At 34.8% G+C, this 21284-nt stretch carries 21 protein-coding genes; 2 read left to right on the top strand and 19 right to left on the bottom strand.

Annotated elements, in window-relative coordinates; all coding sequences use genetic code 11:
* The first annotated feature begins 10 nt into the window (after positions 1-10).
* The gene (locus BM739_RS16120; RefSeq protein WP_076542444.1) at positions 11-1267 is read left to right on the top strand and encodes a hypothetical protein; all 1257 of its coding nucleotides are present in this window, start codon (positions 11-13) and stop codon (positions 1265-1267) included.
* A 349-nt stretch (positions 1268-1616) separates the two neighbouring features.
* Positions 1617-2795, top strand: a complete 1179-nt coding sequence (locus tag BM739_RS16115; RefSeq protein ID WP_076542439.1) for a DUF3596 domain-containing protein — start codon at positions 1617-1619, stop codon at positions 2793-2795.
* A gap of 145 nt (positions 2796-2940) precedes the next feature.
* On the opposite strand, the gene galE is transcribed toward BM739_RS16115, so the two are convergent.
* The 19 genes from galE to BM739_RS16020 all read right to left on the bottom strand — a co-directional run bounded on the left by galE (position 2941) and on the right by BM739_RS16020 (position 21244).
* The gene (gene galE / locus BM739_RS16110) at positions 2941-3954 is read right to left on the bottom strand and encodes a UDP-glucose 4-epimerase GalE (RefSeq protein ID WP_076542436.1); all 1014 of its coding nucleotides are present in this window, start codon (positions 3952-3954) and stop codon (positions 2941-2943) included.
* The gene (gene galU / locus BM739_RS16105) at positions 3954-4844 is read right to left on the bottom strand and encodes a UTP--glucose-1-phosphate uridylyltransferase GalU (RefSeq protein WP_076542434.1); all 891 of its coding nucleotides are present in this window, start codon (positions 4842-4844) and stop codon (positions 3954-3956) included. Before galU ends, galE begins: the two co-directional genes overlap by 1 nt.
* Before the next feature lie 18 nt (positions 4845-4862).
* On the bottom strand, positions 4863-6029 hold the full coding sequence (locus BM739_RS16100; protein WP_076542432.1) for a nucleotide sugar dehydrogenase: 1167 nt from the start codon (positions 6027-6029) through the stop codon (positions 4863-4865).
* A 16-nt stretch (positions 6030-6045) separates the two neighbouring features.
* Positions 6046-6552 carry a hypothetical protein gene (locus BM739_RS16095; protein ID WP_076542430.1) on the bottom strand — a complete coding sequence of 169 codons (507 nt, stop codon included), beginning with the start codon at positions 6550-6552 and terminating at the stop codon, positions 6046-6048.
* Positions 6553-6562: 10 nt separating this feature from the next.
* On the bottom strand, positions 6563-7750 hold the full coding sequence (locus BM739_RS16090) for a glycosyltransferase family 4 protein (protein WP_076542428.1): 1188 nt from the start codon (positions 7748-7750) through the stop codon (positions 6563-6565).
* Positions 7747-8898 (bottom strand): hypothetical protein, encoded by a 1152-nt coding sequence (locus BM739_RS16085; protein WP_076542426.1) that lies wholly within the window; start codon positions 8896-8898, stop codon positions 7747-7749. Before BM739_RS16085 ends, BM739_RS16090 begins: the two co-directional genes overlap by 4 nt.
* A 3-nt stretch (positions 8899-8901) precedes the next feature.
* Complete coding sequence (locus BM739_RS16080; protein ID WP_076542424.1) at positions 8902-9792, bottom strand: glycosyltransferase family 2 protein; 891 nt, start codon at positions 9790-9792, stop codon at positions 8902-8904.
* Between the two features lie 9 nt (positions 9793-9801).
* On the bottom strand, positions 9802-10650 hold the full coding sequence (locus BM739_RS16075; protein ID WP_076542422.1) for a hypothetical protein: 849 nt from the start codon (positions 10648-10650) through the stop codon (positions 9802-9804).
* Positions 10651-10658: 8 nt separating this feature from the next.
* Positions 10659-11579, bottom strand: coding sequence for a hypothetical protein (locus tag BM739_RS16070; RefSeq protein ID WP_076542420.1), 921 nt, complete (start codon positions 11577-11579; stop codon positions 10659-10661).
* Between the two features lie 17 nt (positions 11580-11596).
* A complete protein-coding gene (locus BM739_RS16065; RefSeq protein WP_076542418.1) occupies positions 11597-13123 on the bottom strand; it encodes a lipopolysaccharide biosynthesis protein in 1527 nt (508 codons plus the stop codon).
* Positions 13113-14240 (bottom strand): dTDP-4-amino-4,6-dideoxygalactose transaminase, encoded by a 1128-nt coding sequence (rffA, locus tag BM739_RS16060; protein WP_076542416.1) that lies wholly within the window; start codon positions 14238-14240, stop codon positions 13113-13115. The genes BM739_RS16065 and rffA overlap by 11 nt, the downstream gene beginning before the upstream one ends.
* Complete coding sequence (locus BM739_RS16055) at positions 14233-14799, bottom strand: acyltransferase (RefSeq protein WP_076542414.1); 567 nt, start codon at positions 14797-14799, stop codon at positions 14233-14235. Before BM739_RS16055 ends, rffA begins: the two co-directional genes overlap by 8 nt.
* A gap of 18 nt (positions 14800-14817) precedes the next feature.
* Positions 14818-15381: a dTDP-4-dehydrorhamnose 3,5-epimerase gene (rfbC, locus tag BM739_RS16050; protein ID WP_076542412.1), complete on the bottom strand. Its 564-nt coding sequence runs from the start codon at positions 15379-15381 to the stop codon at positions 14818-14820.
* A 14-nt stretch (positions 15382-15395) separates the two neighbouring features.
* Positions 15396-16268 carry a dTDP-4-dehydrorhamnose reductase gene (gene rfbD, locus BM739_RS16045; RefSeq protein ID WP_076542410.1) on the bottom strand — a complete coding sequence of 291 codons (873 nt, stop codon included), beginning with the start codon at positions 16266-16268 and terminating at the stop codon, positions 15396-15398.
* A 2-nt stretch (positions 16269-16270) separates the two neighbouring features.
* The gene (gene rfbA / locus BM739_RS16040; protein ID WP_076542408.1) at positions 16271-17140 is read right to left on the bottom strand and encodes a glucose-1-phosphate thymidylyltransferase RfbA; all 870 of its coding nucleotides are present in this window, start codon (positions 17138-17140) and stop codon (positions 16271-16273) included.
* A 49-nt stretch (positions 17141-17189) separates the two neighbouring features.
* Entirely contained in the window at positions 17190-18266 is a 1077-nt protein-coding gene (rfbB, locus tag BM739_RS16035; protein WP_076542406.1) for a dTDP-glucose 4,6-dehydratase, read from the bottom strand.
* A gap of 16 nt (positions 18267-18282) precedes the next feature.
* The gene (locus BM739_RS16030; protein ID WP_076542404.1) at positions 18283-19026 is read right to left on the bottom strand and encodes a glycosyltransferase; all 744 of its coding nucleotides are present in this window, start codon (positions 19024-19026) and stop codon (positions 18283-18285) included.
* Positions 19027-19995, bottom strand: a complete 969-nt coding sequence (locus BM739_RS16025) for an exopolysaccharide biosynthesis polyprenyl glycosylphosphotransferase (RefSeq protein WP_083698200.1) — start codon at positions 19993-19995, stop codon at positions 19027-19029.
* A gap of 274 nt (positions 19996-20269) precedes the next feature.
* Positions 20270-21244 (bottom strand): Wzz/FepE/Etk N-terminal domain-containing protein, encoded by a 975-nt coding sequence (locus BM739_RS16020; protein ID WP_076542400.1) that lies wholly within the window; start codon positions 21242-21244, stop codon positions 20270-20272.
* Between the last annotated feature and the right edge of the window lie 40 nt (positions 21245-21284).

Here is a 21284-nt window from a genome sequence, read left to right as displayed (position 1 = left end):
GGATCCCACTATGCCAAAACTTGAATTTCACACAGACCGTAAACAAGGCATTAGCCACCTAGTTGACGCCATCAGCGACAAAGATCCTATTCCTTATGTCACCATTGTGATAGAAAGCAAAGAGGTCGGTTATTTAATTGGTGGGCAGAGCGACTTTCCTTCTATGGTTCAATTACCGCTTAACAACGACTGGGGGCTCAAAAAAGGTCAATGGTCATTATGCGCGAGTAGTTTTAGAACATGGTGGCGAGCTGAGTTAAAAAACACGTTAAATGAAACCCCAATCACCATCGAAGCTGAGTATGCTAAACAACAAAAGCTACCGCTCCTCAATGGCTTGATGGCACATGTATCTCGCCTATATATTCAAGCTAAACCGCCGATCGAGGCTCATCTCGCCTTTCTTGAACAACATAAAAACCAAACTTACCAATCATTACCTACAGATTCAGCGAGAAGAATCCTTGAAATCGCAGATTCTCATCAACCTTTAGATGTGTTTGAACTCAATAAAGAGCAACAAAAAGTCCGCATTGAACGTGACAACAACATTCAAACTTGTGCGCTACCAGAGAATATGGAAGTAACACATGGCATATTGCTTAACAAAGAAAGCGTGGTACAACTGGAAAGGATCTGCCATAACACTGATGCACAACATATCCAGTATTATCTAGATGATGAACGCGCGATATTTAGTGATGGTAACAGTGTGAGCTCCAGCTCGTTGGCATCATTGCGTGAATATCGATTGAAAAAAGAAACAATCTACCGTACCGAGGTGAAAATTATCATCAACATTTATGATTTTAAGGAAGATCTCAAAAAATACTTGTCGATTACACCGCTAAAAAAAGCCAATCAAGCGCTACTCTATATCGATAAAGACTATGTCATGCTTGCCAGTTTAGTTGAAGAAACCGGTAGTAACCGTTTTATCCGCACCAAGCAAATCGAGTGTGATAAGCCCACTCTATACAGCATCAATCTGAGTCAACTTGAACGTGTGCGTATCAAAGATATGACCGATGCAAAACAAATGAAAATCGCGGTATTAATTAATGAGCAAGGCGAGTTAAAGCTGGGCTTTTATAATGACAGAGATAATACCGACCCTTACCAAAGCATCACTGATATCGAATACGCGTCCCCTAAAATGGAACTTGTACTGCAATCAAAAGCCAAGCTAGAGATCATGCTAAAACAACAAAATGCTACAGGGGATGAAGGCAGCCAGGATGATTTGTTTGGTTTTGAGGATGTTTAATCTCGATAAGAAACTCATGTGACGTTAAGTTCTGTGTCCGTTGAAGAAATGCAACAAAATACTGGACAAATATACAGTACTAGGTATATAACTGGACTGGTTAACTAATAAGCTAAAATATCAGTCTATTGGTAAACACACTATGATGAGTTAACTTGCGCGTTTTAAAAGCCCTGTTAACCTAAAGAAACCTAAAAAAGAAAGCAGTTGGGGCAGAGTGGCGGCAACCACTCTACCCCGTACCGGCTGCGTTAGCTATTAACCCAGACCCAGCCGATGGGCAAATTCTAACGAATTCCATTGGTAAGGGACAGATCTATTTAACGATCTGAAATCAATGGAGACCACTATGGCTCATATTCGCATACGTCCAAACGGGCGCATTCAGTTCGACATGCATCTTTATGGCTGCCGTTTTCGTGAAGGCAGTAAATTGATTGCAACCCCTAAAAACCTCACCCAAGCCAAAGCCACACTCAAAAAAATGAATGCTGAGATTGATTTAGGCAGCTTTCAATATCGTGACTATTTTCCGAAAAGTAAAAAAGTCGCTAAATTTGAGCAACTACAACGTGATAAACACCCAGACCGTGAATATCCATTTTTCAATGACTTTGCTCATCAGTGGTTTGAGCGTAAAAAAGGCACTTGGAAAAACAGCTATAAAAACACCATGCGCAACACTCTCGATAAATATCTTATCCCTGAATTCGGTAATACCTTGGTAAATGAAATCACCTTGTCGCAAATTGATTATTTTCGTCAAGAGTTGATGGAAATGATGAAAGACAGGGATAAACGTCAATTATCAAATCGCCGTATCAATTTTTTACTTTGGCCTGTGATTGCCATCATTAGCCTTGCAGCAGAAGAATGTAAGTTTGAGTATCCACTAAGACGCTACAAAGCGCTCAAGGAAGAAAAAGCAGAGTCGCACCCAATGACGATTGAGGAAGTACGTAAGTTCTTAGATAAGGTGCCACCCCAGTGGAAGGATTACTTTATTATCCGATTTTGGACTGGCATACGAAGCTGTGAGATACACGGCCTTGAGTGGCAGCATATTGATTTTGAACACCGTTTAATTCGTATCCGTCAGAACTGGGTAAATGGTGAAATCTGTGATGTAAAAACGCCTAAATCACGCCGAGATTTAAAGATGTGCGTTACTATCTATGAAGCCTTTAAACGCATTAAAGATTCAAGTGAGGCTGGATATGCCCCCTATTCTGACTTTGTATTTACCGGAAAATCAGGTGTGCCACTTGATACGCATTATGTGAGTAAAGCTTTATGGTATCCCACATTAATCAAAGCTGGACTTAAACGCAGACGAGCTTACGAGACACGCCATACTGCAGCAGTTCTTCATATCGCAGCGCTTGAGAATCCATTGTATATATCTCAAATGCTTGGTCACAGCGATACTCGCTTATTGTTTGACGTATATGCCCCTTATGTTGCTAATGCATCCCGTACTGATGGAAATGCATTTGATACGCTGATGCGCAGTGAAGGCTTTGGCTAAGTTCATCTCAAAACGATCGTTGGAATTTATCAGACTGAAAATATTGGCTAAAATTTACATGATAAAAAAAGGGTTTTGAGAATAAACTCAAAACCCTTTTTAACTAACTAGAAAAATGTAGCTAGTGGAAATTTAATGCTAAACCCTAATCACTATATCCATTAGGGTTTTGTGACTGCCACTTCCAACTGCTATTAACCATATCGTCAAGATTATGTGTCGCAGTCCAATTTAACTCTGCTTTGGCTTTTGTAGGGTCAGCATAACAAGCTCCTATATCACCAGGACGACGAGCGACGATATCGTAATTAATGACTTTATCAGAAACTTTTTCAAAAGCTTTAACCATATCTAAAACACTATAGCCTTGGCCAGTCCCCAAATTATAAGTAACTAGACCACTGTTAGTTTTTAACTTATCTAATGCTTTTAAATGCCCAACAGCTAAATCGACAACATGAATATAATCCCTAACGCCTGTACCGTCCGGTGTTGCATAGTCATCACCAAACACCATTAGTTTTTCTCTTTTACCTATAGCAACTTGAGAGATAAATGGCATTAAGTTATTTGGTATATCATTTGGATCTTCACCAATTAAACCACTGTCATGTGCACCGACTGGGTTAAAATATCGTAAACATGCGATATTCCAACTAGGATCTGAATTATGTAAATCTGCAAGTACATGCTCAACGACTAGTTTAGATTGACCATAAGGGTTTGTTGCTGAAGTCGGGAAAGACTCTAAAATCGGTAAACTAGCAGGGTCACCATAAACTGTAGCGGAAGAACTGAACACCAAGTTCTTTATACCAAACTCAGCCATGACGTCGCATAAAACGATGGTACCTGTGACGTTGTTGGTATAATACTTTAATGGCTGTTCAACAGATTCCCCTACTGCTTTTAACCCAGCAAAATGGATAACGGCTTCAATGGTATTTTCTGCAAACACTTTACGCAATAATGCTTTATCTAAAATATCACCTTCGTAAAACGATACTTGCTTTCCAGTAATACTTTTAACGCGGGCTAAGCTTTCCAAACTTGAATTAGATAAATTATCAATAACAACAACATCTGTCTCGATATTTATTAATTCTACAATCGTATGGCTACCAATATAACCTGCACCACCAGTAACAAGAACAGACATTACTTACAATCCTTAATCAAGCTTTTTACTTCAGTTAAGAACTCACTTCCGAGCTTTTTATCACGTAATCCGTACTCAACAAAGGCTTTCATATAACCCAGTTTATCACCACAATCGTGTGATTTACCGGTCATGTTGAACGCTTCAACGGTGTCTTCCTCGATCAGCATATCAATCGCATCGGTTAACTGAATTTCATCACCAGCACCTGCTGGTGTCTTCGCCAATAAAGACCAGATTTTTTCAGATAAAACATAACGACCAACGACAGCGAGATTCGATGGTGCACTGCCAATAGCTGGCTTTTCGACCATCGCTTTAATTTTAGCTGAGTCACCCGGTGCGATTTCGTCACCATTACAATCAGCAATACCGTATTTATTCACTTCATTATCTGGTACTGGTGCAACCATAATCTGACTAGCAAAACTCGTATGGTAACGTGCCATCATCGCAGCTAAATTTTCAGTTTTTTGGTCTGCGGTATACTCATCTAAAATAACGTCAGGTAATACAACAGCAAAAGGTTCATTACCGATACAAGGTTTAGCACATAACACCGCATGCCCTAACCCTTTAGCTTCACCCTGACGTACATGCATGATGGTGACATCTTTAGGGCAAATTGACTGCACCTCTTCTAACAGCTGACGTTTAACACGCTTTTCAAGCGTTGATTCAAGCTCGTAAGATTTATCAAAGTGGTTTTCAATGGCGTTTTTACTGGCGTGAGTAACTAATACAATTTCTTTGACGCCAGCTGCTACACACTCATTAACGATATACTGAATAAGCGGCTTATCGACGATTGGAAGCATTTCTTTTGGAATAGCTTTAGTTGCGGGAAGCATTCGAGTACCAAGACCTGCAACAGGGATTACGACTTTCATAATAAAACCTCTAGATAATTAATCTGATCCAAATAAATCACGAGTATAAACTTTCTGTGCAACGTCTTGAATTTCTTCAACCATCCTGTTGGAAACAATAACATCACAAGAGTTTTTAAACTCATTCAAATCCTTGATTACCGTCGAATGAAAAAACTCACTTTCATCAAGTACTGGTTCATATACAACTACTTCAATTCCCTTAGCTTTCAACCTTTTCATTATTCCTTGAACACTAGAAGCACGAAAATTGTCAGAACCAGACTTCATTATTAGACGATAAATACCCACACACTTGGGGTTCCGCTTAAGAATAGATTCAGCGATAAAGTCTTTTCGAGTAGAATTCGAGTCTACAATCGCACCAATGATATCACACGGAACATCGGCAAAATTTGCTCTTAATTGTTTGGTGTCTTTGGGCAAACAATAGCCACCATAACCAAATGAAGGATTATTATAGTGAGAACCTATACGTGGGTCTAAAGAGACACCATCTATAATTTGTTTTGTATCTAAACCATGTGATTCAGCGTAAGTGTCTAGTTCATTAAAATATGCTACACGCAAGGCTAGAAATGTATTAGAAAATAATTTTACAGCTTCGGCTTCAGTTGAATCGGTGAACAAAATATCTATCTTTTCTTTTATCGCCCCTTGGGCTAAAAGCTTAGCAAATACCCCTGCACGTTCACTACGCTCACCAACAATAATACGAGACGGATATAAATTATCATATAACGCACGACCTTCTCGTAAAAACTCTGGGGAAAATAGTAGGTTATCACAACCAAACTCTTGAGCAATACGCGCAGTATAGCCCACAGGAACAGTAGATTTAATTACCATTACAGCATTTGGGTTAATATTCATAACATCTTTAATTACCGCCTCTACTGAAGAAGTATTAAAGTAATTAGTATCAACATCATAATCAGTAGGTGTTGCTATAATTACATAATCTGCTTCGGTATAAGCTAAATGTTTATCAAGGGTTGCGGTTAAATTTAACTCTTTATTTTGAAGATAATCTTCTATTTCACAATCTGAAATAGGTGATAATTTATTATTAATCATCTGGATTTTATCAGATAAAATATCGACCGCCACAACAGTGTTGTGCTGTGCAAGTAACACTGCATTTGATAAACCTACGTAACCTGTACCAGCTATAGCTATTTTCATAAAAACCTATTTGAAATTATATTTGTTTTAAAAACTTACTTGGAACACCACCATAAATTCCGCTTTCAGTAAACTGACCAGTGAAACAAGAATTAGCGGCAATTAATGAAGAATTTGGTAACCTTGCTCCCGCAACAATAGTACAGTTTGCTCCAATCCAAGAGCCCGAGCCAATTATAATTGGTGAAGTAATTGAGTCACCAAATCGAAATGAACCGCCAATACAAGAATGATTACCTGAAACTAAAACTGAATTAAAGCCAACCATAACCTCATCATTCAAGACTACAGATGATATCGCGTTAATAACTACGTTAGGAGCCAAATAAACATGGCTACCGAAATCTAAATTTTCTAAATTACGTAATATGACAGAAGATGACACTTGGAAATTTGAGCCACAACTCTTCATGCCAAGAGAATAAAAGTGTCCCCGTAAGCGCATAATCAATGGTTGATCAGGAAAACAAACAAATATTAAACGAATAAACCATGTATATATCAATAAGAATTTGTGCTTCATATTTATCTCATCATGAACGGTTAACAATATCTAAAAGCTGCTTAATCCAATAATCCTGATTAGATATACTTGCCATATGCTGGATACTTTTTTCCATTGTTGTTAGTAATTCTGGATTAGTAACAATATTACTCACTACCAAAGATAAAGCTTGAACATTTCCTGGCTCAAAAATAAAACCATTTTCTTCATGCTTTACAAATGCATTAATACCACCAACATTAGAAACAATCACAGGCTTAAAGTTTGACCAAGCTTCCATTATTACACGAGGAAATCCCTCGTAGTTATTATTCGACGGTATAACTACCAAGTCACAACCAGCATATAACTGATTAAGTTCTGTATGAGGCAATTGGCCAGTAAAATTAATAAGATGTTCTAAACCTTTATTTTGAGTAAATTTGATAGCTTTTTCTAAATCAGGTCCATCACCTACAAATGTAGCTTTCACCTTGCAACTTTGCTCTGAAATTGCCTGAATTAAATCAAAAACCCCCTTATCTTCAACTATACGACCAACAAAAAGTAGATTTAATGCACTCTCAGTATTTAAAGAAGCTTCCGTCACCACCTTAGTACTTACTGTAGATTTGCTCATCAAATCTACAAACTGGAATGTTTTAGCGGAATATTTTTGACTAAAAGATTCCAAGACATCTCCTGTACAAAGATTAATAGTATTGTCGTGAGCACAAATCTTTTTGAGCTTCGACCTTAATACTTTAGAAAAGAAAAAAGCAAATAACTTATTTAAACCTTTATATTTATTATCTTTCCAAGTATTTGAAGCATCTGCACACATGTGATGTAGTAATTTTTGATTTAACTTTAACGCCGTTAAGCCAAATACAATACTTCCTATTGATGGGGTTCTAATCCAAAAAAAAGCACCATCATGTTCTAGAATTATTTTTTCAGACAAAGTAACATACTGACGCAAAAAACCTTTTTTAAATAGAGATTTTAATACAAAATCCTTTGTAGATTGATATGGTGGAAACGGATAAAAGTGATCCGAAGCTACTGTTGTACTAATACCAACAGGCTGTTCACCTGATGTTTGCTTTGAAGAGGATGCGACATAAACATTCTCCTTACCGATACAGTCTTGAAGAAACGCTGCAGAAGTGGGTTTTGCATGAAACGCCCCATCATACTCTTCAAAGGTTTCACCTACAAAAGCGATAATTTTCATGAATAAATCCGACCTTTAAAATATCTTACATTTAGAAAAACAAAGAAGTCTACAAAAAAACAAGTCGCCACTGCTAAAGTATGAGTTAGAGTTAAAAGAGGATGAGCTCCTGCAGTACCAAAGATCACAAAACTTAACAGTATAACGAAAGTAAATAGGAATCGGCCAGCGATACAAAATGCTAATAAAATAAAACAATATAAACCTTTAAGAATAAGACCTAGTGAGCCAAAAGCACCAACAAACCAACTCCACCAAGGGTAGAGAACATTTGCTAAAAATGGCCTTCCTGTTTCATTCCCGAAACCTAAAACGTGCAAATGGGAAACAAAATCTGAATCAATAGGTCTACTCAATGAAGAAAATAATCTTGAAAAAAACTCTGCAATATAACCTAAAAATGGAAATAACACTTTTTCACCGCCGGTAGATGCCTCCATCGAATATTGAGCTAAATAATATGAATATGCTCTATATTGGAATACGGTCCTAGTCATATCAGACAAAGCTCCAAATCCATCTGTAATCGGTCTGTTTTGTAGAAAAATGGTTGAAATTATAGCAAGAAAAATCATTGAGGCTGCAATGGCACCTAACCACATAACTTTTTTGTAACCCTTACTAAAAACTAACAATATTATATAAAAGCCAATCACATACATAAGCTCTGATCGTGAAGCTGTTAGTATAATAGTTAGTAATAGTCCTACCGTAGCTAATAACCTCAATTTTAAGCTAGTATTAAAAAAGAAAACAAAAGGAAACAGCATTTTAAAAAAACCACTTATTAGCATATAGGAGAAACCACCAGTGCCATATTCTTGCATCAACTCATGTCGTGGTATCCCTAATAAAATAAGTTGAAATGATTGAGATGCCAAATAACCAGTGTAAATAACAAGTCCAAATAAAAACCAACGGTAACGATGAAATGTTTTTATGTAGTTTTCATTAAAATAAACATTTACATTTTCAAAAAAAGTAGGGAAACGAGCCTTCACAACCAATAACACTAAAATATTAACTACTAAATCAAGAGTGCTATGTATTAAAATTGATTCAGAGATTTCATTATTAAAGCCACCTACACCTGAGTAGTAAATGGAAAAAACATGATAGATAATGGCGACTAAAATTACTGTATACATACATTACTTCAAACCTAAATTTCTAATAATCCCTAAAACTCTAACAGGAATGACATTTTTAATAACTTTTATCAAAATTGACTTAATAACAAAAAACAACATGTTATTTTCGAACCCAAAAGTAATAGCTTTAATGTAATCGTGATGAGATATCATTGACCTTATGACAACAAGCTGGTTGAAACCTTTTACTGCACTGTTAGAAAGATAGAACTTATAAATACCTAACCAATGAATCGAAAAATTATAGTCATTTAACTTAGGTATCTGCACAAACTCGTAACTTACTTCATTCAATAAAAAAAACTTTGCTCCTACAGACTCCAGAGCAAGGCAATATTGATAGTCTTGATGACGTTTCAAATTATCAAACTGGACTAAGTTTGATGTAGCCTTACTCAAGAAAATTCCGCTCGTTTGAATTATTTGTTTACTAAAAAATAAATAGTCACCAACTTTTTCATCTGTAAATATTTCTCTAGTAGGTCGAATAAAATTACTATTAACCTCTATTATTTTACATTTTGAATATATAACTGGATTCGGATATTCTACTGCATGTTGTTCATATAAAGATAACTGTTTTTCTAACTTATCTTTGTACCAAATATCGTCATAATCTAAAAAAGCGATAAATTGGCCATTTGATAAATTAACACCTGTATTTCTGGCAATGCCACCATTACTATTTTTTTTCTGACGAACTACCCTTAGTCGTTCATCATGAATAAAATCAAGCTCACTCAAAGCATCAAGAGGAGAACAGTCATCAACAACAATAACTTCTACGTTTACAATTTTTTGATTTAAGGCACTTAATACAGCTTTTTGAAGTAAGCCAGATACATTAGAATGAAACGGAATTATAACTGAAATTAACACTGAAGATTTCATAAACTACACTTAGTTAATATTTTTGTAATGTTTCCCACCTAAATATGCATGACATAAGTAGATGAAATTATATGTTCTTTTTTTCCTTAAAATTAATTTTAAGACATCTTTGCACGAAAAAATAAAACATTTATAGAAAGAATGATAAAATGGAAAGTAATATCTTAGTTGCAAACCTAAATCATAAGATCTTTCTTTCACTTTAAATGGCGTATAACCATCAGATTCAAGTCTAGATAGAGAATGTTCAAAACCATTCAATATATATATACTAGGTTTGTCTTTTAATTCAATAAGCCTTTTAAAAAAAGAGGTATCTACACCATAAAGATAAAACCGTTCATCAAATACACAGCCATATTGTTTTTTCATTGCTGTAACTACACAACTCCCCACCACTAACCCACTTGCAATACCCATGGCAGCTTTATAGTCAGAAATAACACTATTGGCTGATAAGGAATGATTGTCTATTTGTGGACTTACTATTACCTTTGAAGAAGAGATGATTGGAACAGCAACTTGATCAGTTGCTACATAACTTAGATGTTCTAAATACTGCTCAGACAAATCACTATCATCATCTAAAAAAATATATTTATGTGATTCGTTATTACTAATTACATTATTATAAATCATAGAAAGAGAGCTGTTATTCAAAGTCTCAACTAACTCAACACTTTTAAATGTAGATTTATTTATTTCTGACTCAACCAAAAATATGCCATTCGGACCATTATTCCAAATAATTAACTTTGATTTACAAAAGTCAACCCTAGAGCTAAGAATATTTTTTAAAGTTTTAGACTCAGAAATAAACTTATTATAAACAACGACAACAAATATATTATTAAACATTATTACTCTCACTTCTTGTTGAAGAAATTAGTACATTCTTTTACAAACTCAACAACACACTCTTGTGATTTTCTGTGCTCATTTTCCAAATGCTCTAATACTTTATATTTTGTTTTCTTTGCCCAAATCAACTCTTCTTCTTCAAATCCATATGCAATTCCATAACGATCAGACACATTCGGATACCATTTTTCTTTATCAATATGAATATCTGGTACTACGATTGATTCACAACCAGAAAGTGTGGCGAAAATTGAATATGCTGTGTAATCATCATAAGAAATAAAACGTTTAGATGAACGGAATATATCGCCAATTTCTTGATGTGACTTACCGTCAATCAGAATAGATTCAGAATCATGACAGGCAGACTTATGCTTACCTTTACGAATAGCATGACAGGTATTAATCTTTACATCATCATTTTCATAGTAATATTCTAATGGATAATATATAACCTTTAATTCAAGAGAGGACATTGTTGAGTAACAATAGCTAAAATCCTTTATAGCTGTATTAAACTTAAAATAAAGCTCATCAACACCAAAACAAAATTCTTTATTAAAATGACCGGGTTGGTGCAAAAACCAACGGACCACGTTAGGCGATTTTAAAGGATTACCAAAAGTAACTTCTGGATAGACTGTAATAGCATCAGGGTTATTTTTAACATCTTTAAAACTTGCTATTGGTGTATTCCAATTTTTATTAACCTCAAATCCTTTCAATTTATTAACCAGGAAATATTTAATACTTACTAAGAATGATTTTAAAGAAAAAACATTTATTTTTTCAAGTACTCTTGGCACTAAAAAAGCATTAACTCCATCAATATTATTTAATAGTGCACATAGCCTATGTAAAACAATTGCACCACCACTATTTTCGTCATAACTTGGCGCATAAATATAGAAAACTTTAACATTCATTATAAAATCTCTTAAAACTATTTAACATCACACTTGTATTTTATTAAAAACTTTTCATTAACAATATTGGGTAATAACTTAAAACACCAACAATATAAAGTCGCTACATTAAAAATAAATATAAATGAGCTAAATAAAATATCATGAAGCAATACATCAAACCTAAAAGCATCTGCTAAATAAAATATAATATACGTAAACAACATGGATGGTAAGATCTTTACCACGCTTACATAAATGAAATTATCAAAATATTTGTAGAAATTTAGATAAGACCAAAATAACAATAAAAACAATGAACTTGAAAAATAAAATCTAACAGAGCCATCTGCACCGTAATGTTTTGCAACAAGAACATTCAAAATTATTATTACTATGCTAAAAACACTATAAAATATAGTATGCCATTTCAAATTACCATGACTATATAATAATAGAAAACAAAAGTTGGAGAATACAGTAAACACAGAACCGATAAAAAGCCAGGGTACATAACGTATTACAACGTTTGCTGTTTCACTATCACCTAACCAAGCTGAAATAAAATCAACACCAAAATAAATAACCAAGAAGCAAGATGGTATGAATACTATAGCTAAGTAGTAATATGTATTTTCGAATATTTTTGAATACTCATCAAATTTTGAAGCCGAAAAAAGGGAAGTTAATCTGGGTTGTAAATATTGATTGATGGGAGAACCAAAGATACTTACAACGGAGACAGCTGAAATAGCCAAGCTGTATAATGCATAATCATTTAAGGTCATTATGCTAGTTAAGGTTAATTTATCTGACTGAGTAACAAGTACCCACAAAATCGATAAAGAAGACAATTGCATCCCAAACCTTACTATCTGTTTAAAATCTGATTTAACTGGATTACAAGAATGTTCAGGTTCGCTTAGTAAACGTCGTTTTGATTGTTTAATTAAAAAACTTGAACACAGGAAGAGGACAATTAACCTCAACGATGAAGATACTGCTTGAAAGTAAAAATATGAAAGTATTTTTTCTTGAGAATAGTAAACGAAGATTAATGCTATTGGGTTTGTTATAGTAGTAAAAATAATATCAATTGTAGATAACAGAATATGTTTTTCATTTGCCAAAATAATACTTCTGAATGGTCCTTGCAAATACCTTAGTGAAAAAATCAAACACATTAATGCTACACAGGAAGAAGCGATATCAACATCTAATGAGGTATTGAGCCAAAGATTTACAATCGAATCAGAAAAGTTATAACCTAAAAAGCTGATAAAAACTGAAATAATAAAAAAAACTAAGATTATTTTTTTAAACAATTGAACAAAACCATGATGAGATTTAGCGTCATGTTTAGTTAACACACACTGCCTTGTTAACACACCTCCAACCCCAGCATCAAGTACTTGCAAGCAGGCTTGTAGTACAACAAAAAAACCTATTAAACCATAGGCCTCATGGCCAAGCTCTCGTAAAAGAAATGGGACTAAAACTATAGATATAATAGCCATATAAATACGGCTAAAATATATTAGAGATAAATTAAGCTTAGTTTTCATTAAAGAAAGATTTAATTGCAGAAACTACAAGCTCTTGCTCTCTTACTGTAATACCATAAAATAATGGCAACCTAACTAATCGTTCACTTTCAAAAGTCGTGTGAACATCTGTACCATTAAACTCACTAAATTTCTTGCCAGCCAAAGAGGAATGTAATGGTATGTAATGAAATACTGCCATGATACCTTTTTGCTTAAGTGATTCAATAAAAAAATCTCTTTCTTTTATATCACGGACTTTAACATAGAACATATGCCCATTATGACTACAACCCTCTGGAATTTTCGGTATTTGTATTGACTCAAGGTTTTTAAGCCCCTCGTAATAATAATCCCAAGCATTAAGTCTATTATTTAAAATATCATCTGCCATTTCCAATTGACCATACAGATAAGCCGCTTGTATATCACTAGGTAAATAGCTACTCCCTAAATCTACCCAGCTGTATTTATCTACCATACCCCTAAAGAATTGACTTCTATTCGTGCCTTTCTCTCTAATAATTTCAGCTCTTTTTATAAATGTTTCATCGTTAATAATTAGTAAACCGCCCTCACCACCACTAGTGTAGTTTTTAGTTTCATGGAAACTAAATGTACCAAAATGCCCAATAGTCCCTAATTGTTTACCTTTATAAGTTGACATCATTCCTTGAGCGGCATCTTCGATAACAAATAAATTATGCTTTTCTGCAATACTCATTATGGTATCCATTTCACATGAGACACCAGCATAATGAACGGGTACAATTACTTTAGTTTTATCCGTTATTGCCTGTTCAATTAACTTTTCGTTAATATTCATTGTATCTTTGCGAATATCGACAAATTTAATTTTAGCTCCTCTAATGACAAATGCATTAGCTGTACTAACGAACGTATAACTTGGCATGATAACTTCATCACCAGGTTCTATCCCGATAAGTATGGCTGCCATCTCTAAAGCCTGAGTACAGTTAGGTGTAAGTAAAGATTTCGAGTTTAAAAGCTTACTATCAAACCACTTGTGACACTTTAAAGTAAATGGGCCGTCACCAGAGATCTTTCCACTAGTTAAAGACTCTTTTATATATTTATCTTCGTTACCTGTGTATGGTGGCTTGTTAAAATTAATCAATTTCAATTTCCTTTAAAAAACTTTTCTCTAAAACCAGTAAGTTTTTACTGCGCTCTTTAATTCGCTTACATGGTGTACCTACGTATATTCCCCATGCTTCAGTAGATTTATTAACTAAAGTCATTGCTCCAAAGGAACAACCTTCATTTATAATAACACCTGGCATTATCACACTATTAGTTCCAACTACCACATGCTTACTAATTATAACTGGAGAAAAAATTTCGGATTTATATTTAGTAGGTATTAAAGAGTTAACCATTGTATAGCCACTGTAATCATCTGACTGGGAAAAAATTTTTACACCGTATGCTAATGTACTAAAATCGCAAATAGTAACTCCAGGCTCTCCACCAGCAATAAGACACATTGGGGTAATATGTACATAGCTCCCAATATTTACATTACCTGAGATAATACAAAAATCATCTATTCTCGAATTATTACCTATTTCAATCTTTTCAGGGTCATAAATACTAGCTTTATTACTGATTTTTACATTCTTACCTAGATGTTTAAATTTTAATTCTTTTAATTCATCATTTGTATAATAGGCCATTTAAAACCTCAATAATCCCTAACGTCTTCGAACATTGATTTTATTTACAAAATCATGAAACCCTAATCCAACTTCATCTTTATCTGATAGAATTGGCTGATTTAAATTGGGCCAATTGACATTAATGGTTTCATCATCCCAAGCTAGAGTGACTTCAGTTTTAGGATTATAATAATCTGTACATTTATAAACAAATTCAGCACTTTCACTTAAAACATAAAAACCATGTGCAAAACCTTCTGGAATCCATAATTGCCTTTTATTTTCTGAAGATAAGGTTACGCCAACCCACTGACCGAAAGACTTAGAACCTTTTCTCACATCAACGGCGACGTCAAATACCTCTCCAGCAATAACTCTAACCAATTTTCCTTGAGTATTTTCATACTGATAATGTAAACCTCTTAGGATATTTTTATTCGACTTAGAGTGGTTATCTTGTACAAATTTCGTCGGTCTACCTGTTACTAGAGCTTCAAACTTCTGCTGATTCCAACTTTCAATAAAGAACCCCCTTTCGTCACCAAATACTTGAGGTTCAATAATTATAACATCCGGTATATTTGTTTTGATAATGTTCATTATTTACCATATATTCAGTATTTGTGTAAATTTAATAAAGAATTTTTCCAATCACTTTGAGAGATCTTAAAATCTTTATAAATCTTTTCACAGTTAAGTTTAGAGTTATTAGGCCGTTTTGCAGCTGTAGGATAATCTTTGGTTTCTATTGGTGTTAGTTTGACATTATGTTCAATTAAGCCCTGTTTGAATGAAGCTTTGAAAATCTCATCAGCAAATTGAAACCAATTAACATACGGATAACCACTATAATGATAAATTCCGAATGATCGATTCCCCGAAAAAATACTTCTTGAAATTTGTATAATGGCTTTGGCTATATCACCTGAATATGTTGGAGCACCAAACTGGTCAGAAACAACACTTAATGTATTCCTGCTTTTACCAAGACGAAGCATAGTTTTGACAAAATTGTTACCGTATTCTCCGAATACCCAAGCAGTTCTTAAAATTATATGACTATCACATGATTTTGATACAGCTTGTTCACCAGCAAGTTTACTGCGACCATATTCCCCTTGCGGATCAGTTTTGTCAGATTCAACATATGACCCATAAATTTCGCCTGAGAAAACATAATCTGTTGAAATATGTATAATTACCGCATTAGATTCATTGGCCGCCATTGCAAGGTTGTAGGGGCCATCACGATTAATCGAATAAGCAAGACTTTGCTCTTCTTCAGCCTTATCAACTGCTGTGTACGCAGCGGCATTTATAATGATATCAGGCTTAAAATCCCAGACAATTTTATTAACCTCAACAGCGTCAGTAATATCAAGCTGTTCTCGATCTAAAGCTAACAACGTAATATCAGCTATAGTATTTATTTGATCGACTAAACAACGTCCAACTTGACCATTCTTACCAACAATTAAGAGTTTCATCATTATAATCCATTAGCTAAGCGAGCTAAGTATTGACCATAACTATTCTTCATCATCGGTTTAGATATATTGGAAAGCTGCTTCGAGCTTAACCAACCATTACGCCATGCTATTTCTTCTAAACATGCAACTTTTAAACCTTGAATATGCTCAATAGTTTGAACAAACGAAGAGGCCTCATGCAGACTTTCATGGGTACCTGTATCTAACCATGCAAACCCACGACCGAGTAGTTCTACATTTAAGTTACCTTCGTGTAAATACATTTCATTTAAGGTTGTAATTTCTAGCTCACCACGGTGTGATGGTTTAACTTGCTTTGCCATGTCTACTACGCGATTGTCGTAGAAATAAAGACCAGTGACGGCATAATTTGATTTTGGTATTTCAGGCTTCTCCTCAATGGAAACCGCTTTCATATCTCCATCAAATTCCACCACACCAAAGCGCTCAGGATCTTTAACTTGATATCCAAAAACAGTTGCTCCTGACTCACGCGAAGCTGCATTTTTTAGAGTTTTTGAAAATGATTGACCATAGAAGATATTGTCACCAAGAACTAAGCAAACACTATCATCACCAATAAACTCTTCACCAATGATAAATGCTTGAGCTAAGCCATCAGGACTTGGTTGAATGGCATACTCAAGGTTAATACCAAAATCAGAACCATCTCCTAATAAGCGCCTAAAGCCACCATTATCTTCAGGCGTGGTAATGATTAAAATCTCTTTAATGCCTGCTAGCATTAAAGTAGACAAAGGATAATAAATCATCGGTTTATCGTAAACAGGTAATAATTGTTTTGAAACACCACGTGTTAATGGGTATAAACGAGTACCTGAACCACCAGCTAAAATAATACCTTTCATAGATCCTCATCTTTTATAGGGTAGACATAATTAGAAATAAAATAGTTAATTAAGCTTTAATACCTAATCGCTCTCTCTGATAACTACCATCTTGAACGTGGTTACACCATGTTTGATTACAAAGATACCATTCGATAGTTTTATATAATCCGGTCTCAAAAGTTTCTTCTGGATTCCAATTCAACTCATTGCTCATTTTGGTTGCATCAATGGCATACCGGCGATCATGGCCAGGTCTATCCGTCACATAAGTGATTTGCTCTGCATAAGTTGACTCTTTAGGTACTAATTTATCTAAAATTGAGCATATTGTGGTTACCACTTCAATATTCTGCTTTTCATTATGACCACCTATATTATAGGTCTCGCCAACTGTACCTTCTGTTACAACTTTATATAATGCACGTGCGTGATCTTCTACATATAACCAATCACGGATCTGATCCCCTTTACCATAAATAGGTAAGTCTTTACCTTCTAGAGCATTAAGAATAACCAACGGGATAAGCTTTTCAGGGAAATGGTATGGACCGTAATTGTTTGAACAGTTGGTTACGATAGTTGGTAAACCATAGGTCCGTAACCATGAACGTACTAGGTGGTCACTCGATGCTTTAGACGCAGAATAAGGACTACTAGGCGCATAAGGCGTTGTTTCAGTGAATAAGGTTAACTCTTCTGCACTTTGAACCTCATCAGGATGAGGTAAATCGCCATATACTTCATCTGTAGAGATATGATGAAAACGAAATGCATTTTTAGCTTCATCTGATAATTCGTTCCAATATGCACGAGTTGCTTCAAGCAAGGTATAAGTGCCAACAATATTGGTTTGAATAAAGTCTGACGGTCCCGTAATAGAACGATCTACGTGAGACTCTGCAGCCAGATGCATTACTGCATCTGGTTTATGTTGATTGAATACTCGTTTAAGTTCAACAGGATCACAAATATCAACTTGTTCGAATGAATAGCGAGCATGGTTTTCTATGCTAATCAATGATTCTAAATTTCCTGCATAAGTTAATTTATCAACATTAATTACGCTGTCAATTGTATTATTGATGATATGACGAACTACTGCAGATCCAATAAAACCTGCTCCACCTGTAACTAGAATTTTCATTTAAATACTCTATTTTTTAAATTTGACTTTTAATAAAGCCTTTGTATGAATATATTAAAAAGCACTTTAATGTTTGGAAAAAATTTAGACCTGCAACTTCACGATAAAAAAGCCATTGCCATTTTAAAACATTAAATTTGTTTTGAGTCATACCCGAATCAATTCGGTACTTAGCAAGTACCTGAGGCACGGCTTTGGCAGAATCAACTCCCTTAAGAATATCTAACCACAATCCCATATCCTGTCGTTTTCTAATCAATGGCATGTGACGTTTACCCAGTTTTTCAGCATCATAAATAGCAGTTAAACAACCGATAACATTACTATATAATAATTGTTGATAGTTGACTGTTAATCTGGGCTTAACTAGACCGCCATCCCCATTTGAATCAAATTTTTGATACCAAGTATAAGAAAGAGCAACATCATTTTTAAGCATAAAGCTTATTTGAATTTCTAATTTGTTGTTATACCAAAGATCATCTGAATCTAAGAACGCAATAAACTTACCTTGAGCTGAGCTTATAGATCTATTTCTTGAGCCACCTGCTCCAAGGTTTTCTTCATTTTCAAATAATCTAATTCGTTCATCTGTTGATGCGTACCGTTTAATGATATTTACAGTATCGTCTTGAGATTTATCATCTGTTATCAATAATTCCCAGTTAGAATATGTCTGTGCCAAAACAGAATCTATACTCTCTGATATTGTTCCAGAAGAGTTGTAACTAGGCATTATTATTGAGACTAAAGGTAGCATTTAACGTCCCATACCAAACAAAACAACTTTAACGGTTTTAAATAAAATTTTAATATCTAGATAAGCACTGTGATGTTTTATGTAAAACAAATCATATTTATGTTTCCAAATAGCATCATCTATTGATGCTCCATAAGGATAACTAACTTGAGCAAGCCCTGTTACACCAGGTTTAACTGCATGCCTAAAGCGGTAATATGGAATTTCCTTCTCAAGCTCATCAATGAACACTTCACGTTCTGGACGTGGGCCGACAATTGACATTTCACCTTTAAAGATATTAATTATTTGTGGCAGTTCGTCTATACGTGTTTTTCGTATAAAGTTACCTACTTTAGTCACACGGGCATCATTTTTTGTGGCCCATTGCGCACCAGACTTTTCTGCATCATTTCTCATTGAACGGAATTTTATAACATCAAACTCTACGTTGTATTGCCCAGTTCTTTTTTGTTTATAAAATACAGGCCCTGGCGATTCTAACTTAATAAATAATGCAGTGATCAGACCTATGGGGAATGCTACGATAGACAATAAAAATGCTGAGATTATATCAATAGCGCGCTTAGCTAACTGAGTGCGTTTAGTTGAAAGGATTGAGAAGGCTTTTTGATGTAAGAAAAAACTACTGTGAAGCAATTTAACCTCTGTATAACCAACCCTAGAATCTAAATAACTAACTAGAGGTTCTACCCAAGCTCCAAGCTCTGTAGCTACAACTAAGTAATGGCGTTGGTCTTTGGTTAAATTGCTAGCTTGGTAATGACACACTACCTTTTTATTGAAGTCAGTAATGGTGTAATCATTAACAACCATATCGAAAGAGTAATCATCAACAATTTGACCAATTGCCTTTTCCATTTCAGGTGGGCAATAGACATAAATCTGCCTTTGTTTTAACGCTTCACTTCTGGATTTAAATCGATTAGTGACTTTAATATTTTTGAATTTATCATTGTTATAGAACATTTTATATCTCATAAATTATATCTAAAAGTCCCAAATTTTAATTTAAAACCCTTTGAAACTTTGGAACCTAACATCACTATAAAGATGAATTAGAAAATATATTTTTAAAGCTTTGAAGAATTACACTTTTAAATCTCAGCCTTTAAAACCATGCAGAGACACTTTCTATCCATTTTGAGACAGCGACATTCCCGCAATCTCCTATAAAGCCACGGTTTTACTGTTTTTCTTAAAACCGTCCCAATAGGCTATAATTTTTTTAATTTTTCTTTGCTTAATCTTCTTTTCTAACGAAGTGCCTGATTAAAACAATCATTACCGCTAACATGCCACCTAGCATTGTTCCTAAAACACAAATCAAGGCTCGTTTAGGTCCTGCTTTTTCTTCTGGTACTAATGCAGGGTCAATGGTTTTGAATACGTATTCTTCACGTACTTCAGCAAACATAATGGTTTTTGTTTGCTCTTCAATTAGCTGGTACAAGATAGTGCGAATATCTGCAACATTAGTTTGGGCTATCTGAGTTTCTAAAAATGCGGTACTGCGTTTAGCTTCTGCTACATCGCGCTGTTTCATTTCTAAATTGATATCTTCAACTAACCATTTAACCCACTGCTGAGCAACCGAAGGTGATAAATGCTCTACCGACACTTTCACCATACCCGTTTCTTTGTCACTATTAATCGCAATAACTTTACTAAACTCTTTATATGCTTCCTGCATTGAAGGCTCTGGCTTAAATGGTGCTTGAACCTCACGAATCCATTTGTTGTTTTTAGCATCAAACATATCTACATCATAAGCGAGTGTATTTGATGCCATGTCCCACTTCTCAGCGGCCATGAGGTCGGCAAGAATATTATGCTTTTGTATAAACTCGCTGGTGAATTGACGTGATTTAACCACTTCTATCGCCATTTGAGTTTTGTCAACACCACCGCCACCACCAAGGTTGATGCCTGCCATACTTGCAAGACCGCCAAACTGTCCAGCAAGTGCTGCTAAACCGCCGCCACCTTGTTCCCCGTCAGCTGGTGAAAGTAGCGCTTCTGATTTATAAGTATTTGGTTGACTAAGAGCGAACAAAACAGAACCTACAGCGAAGACTGCAGTCACTGCTATGATTAACCATTTGCCTTTCCAAATTACTGAAAATAGCTCACGTAAATCAATTTCATCATCTGCTACTGATTGCGGATTCGAAGTGAAATTAGCATCTGTGTAATTTTGTGGTATTTGGTTATTCATTGTTTGTTGTTACTAGATTTACAGCGATGTTTTAATTGCA

It is taken from the genome of Shewanella sp. UCD-KL21 (genome assembly GCF_001957135.1).
Lineage (GTDB): Bacteria > Pseudomonadota > Gammaproteobacteria > Enterobacterales > Shewanellaceae > Shewanella.
This window is presented reverse-complemented; position numbering and strand designations above follow the sequence as displayed.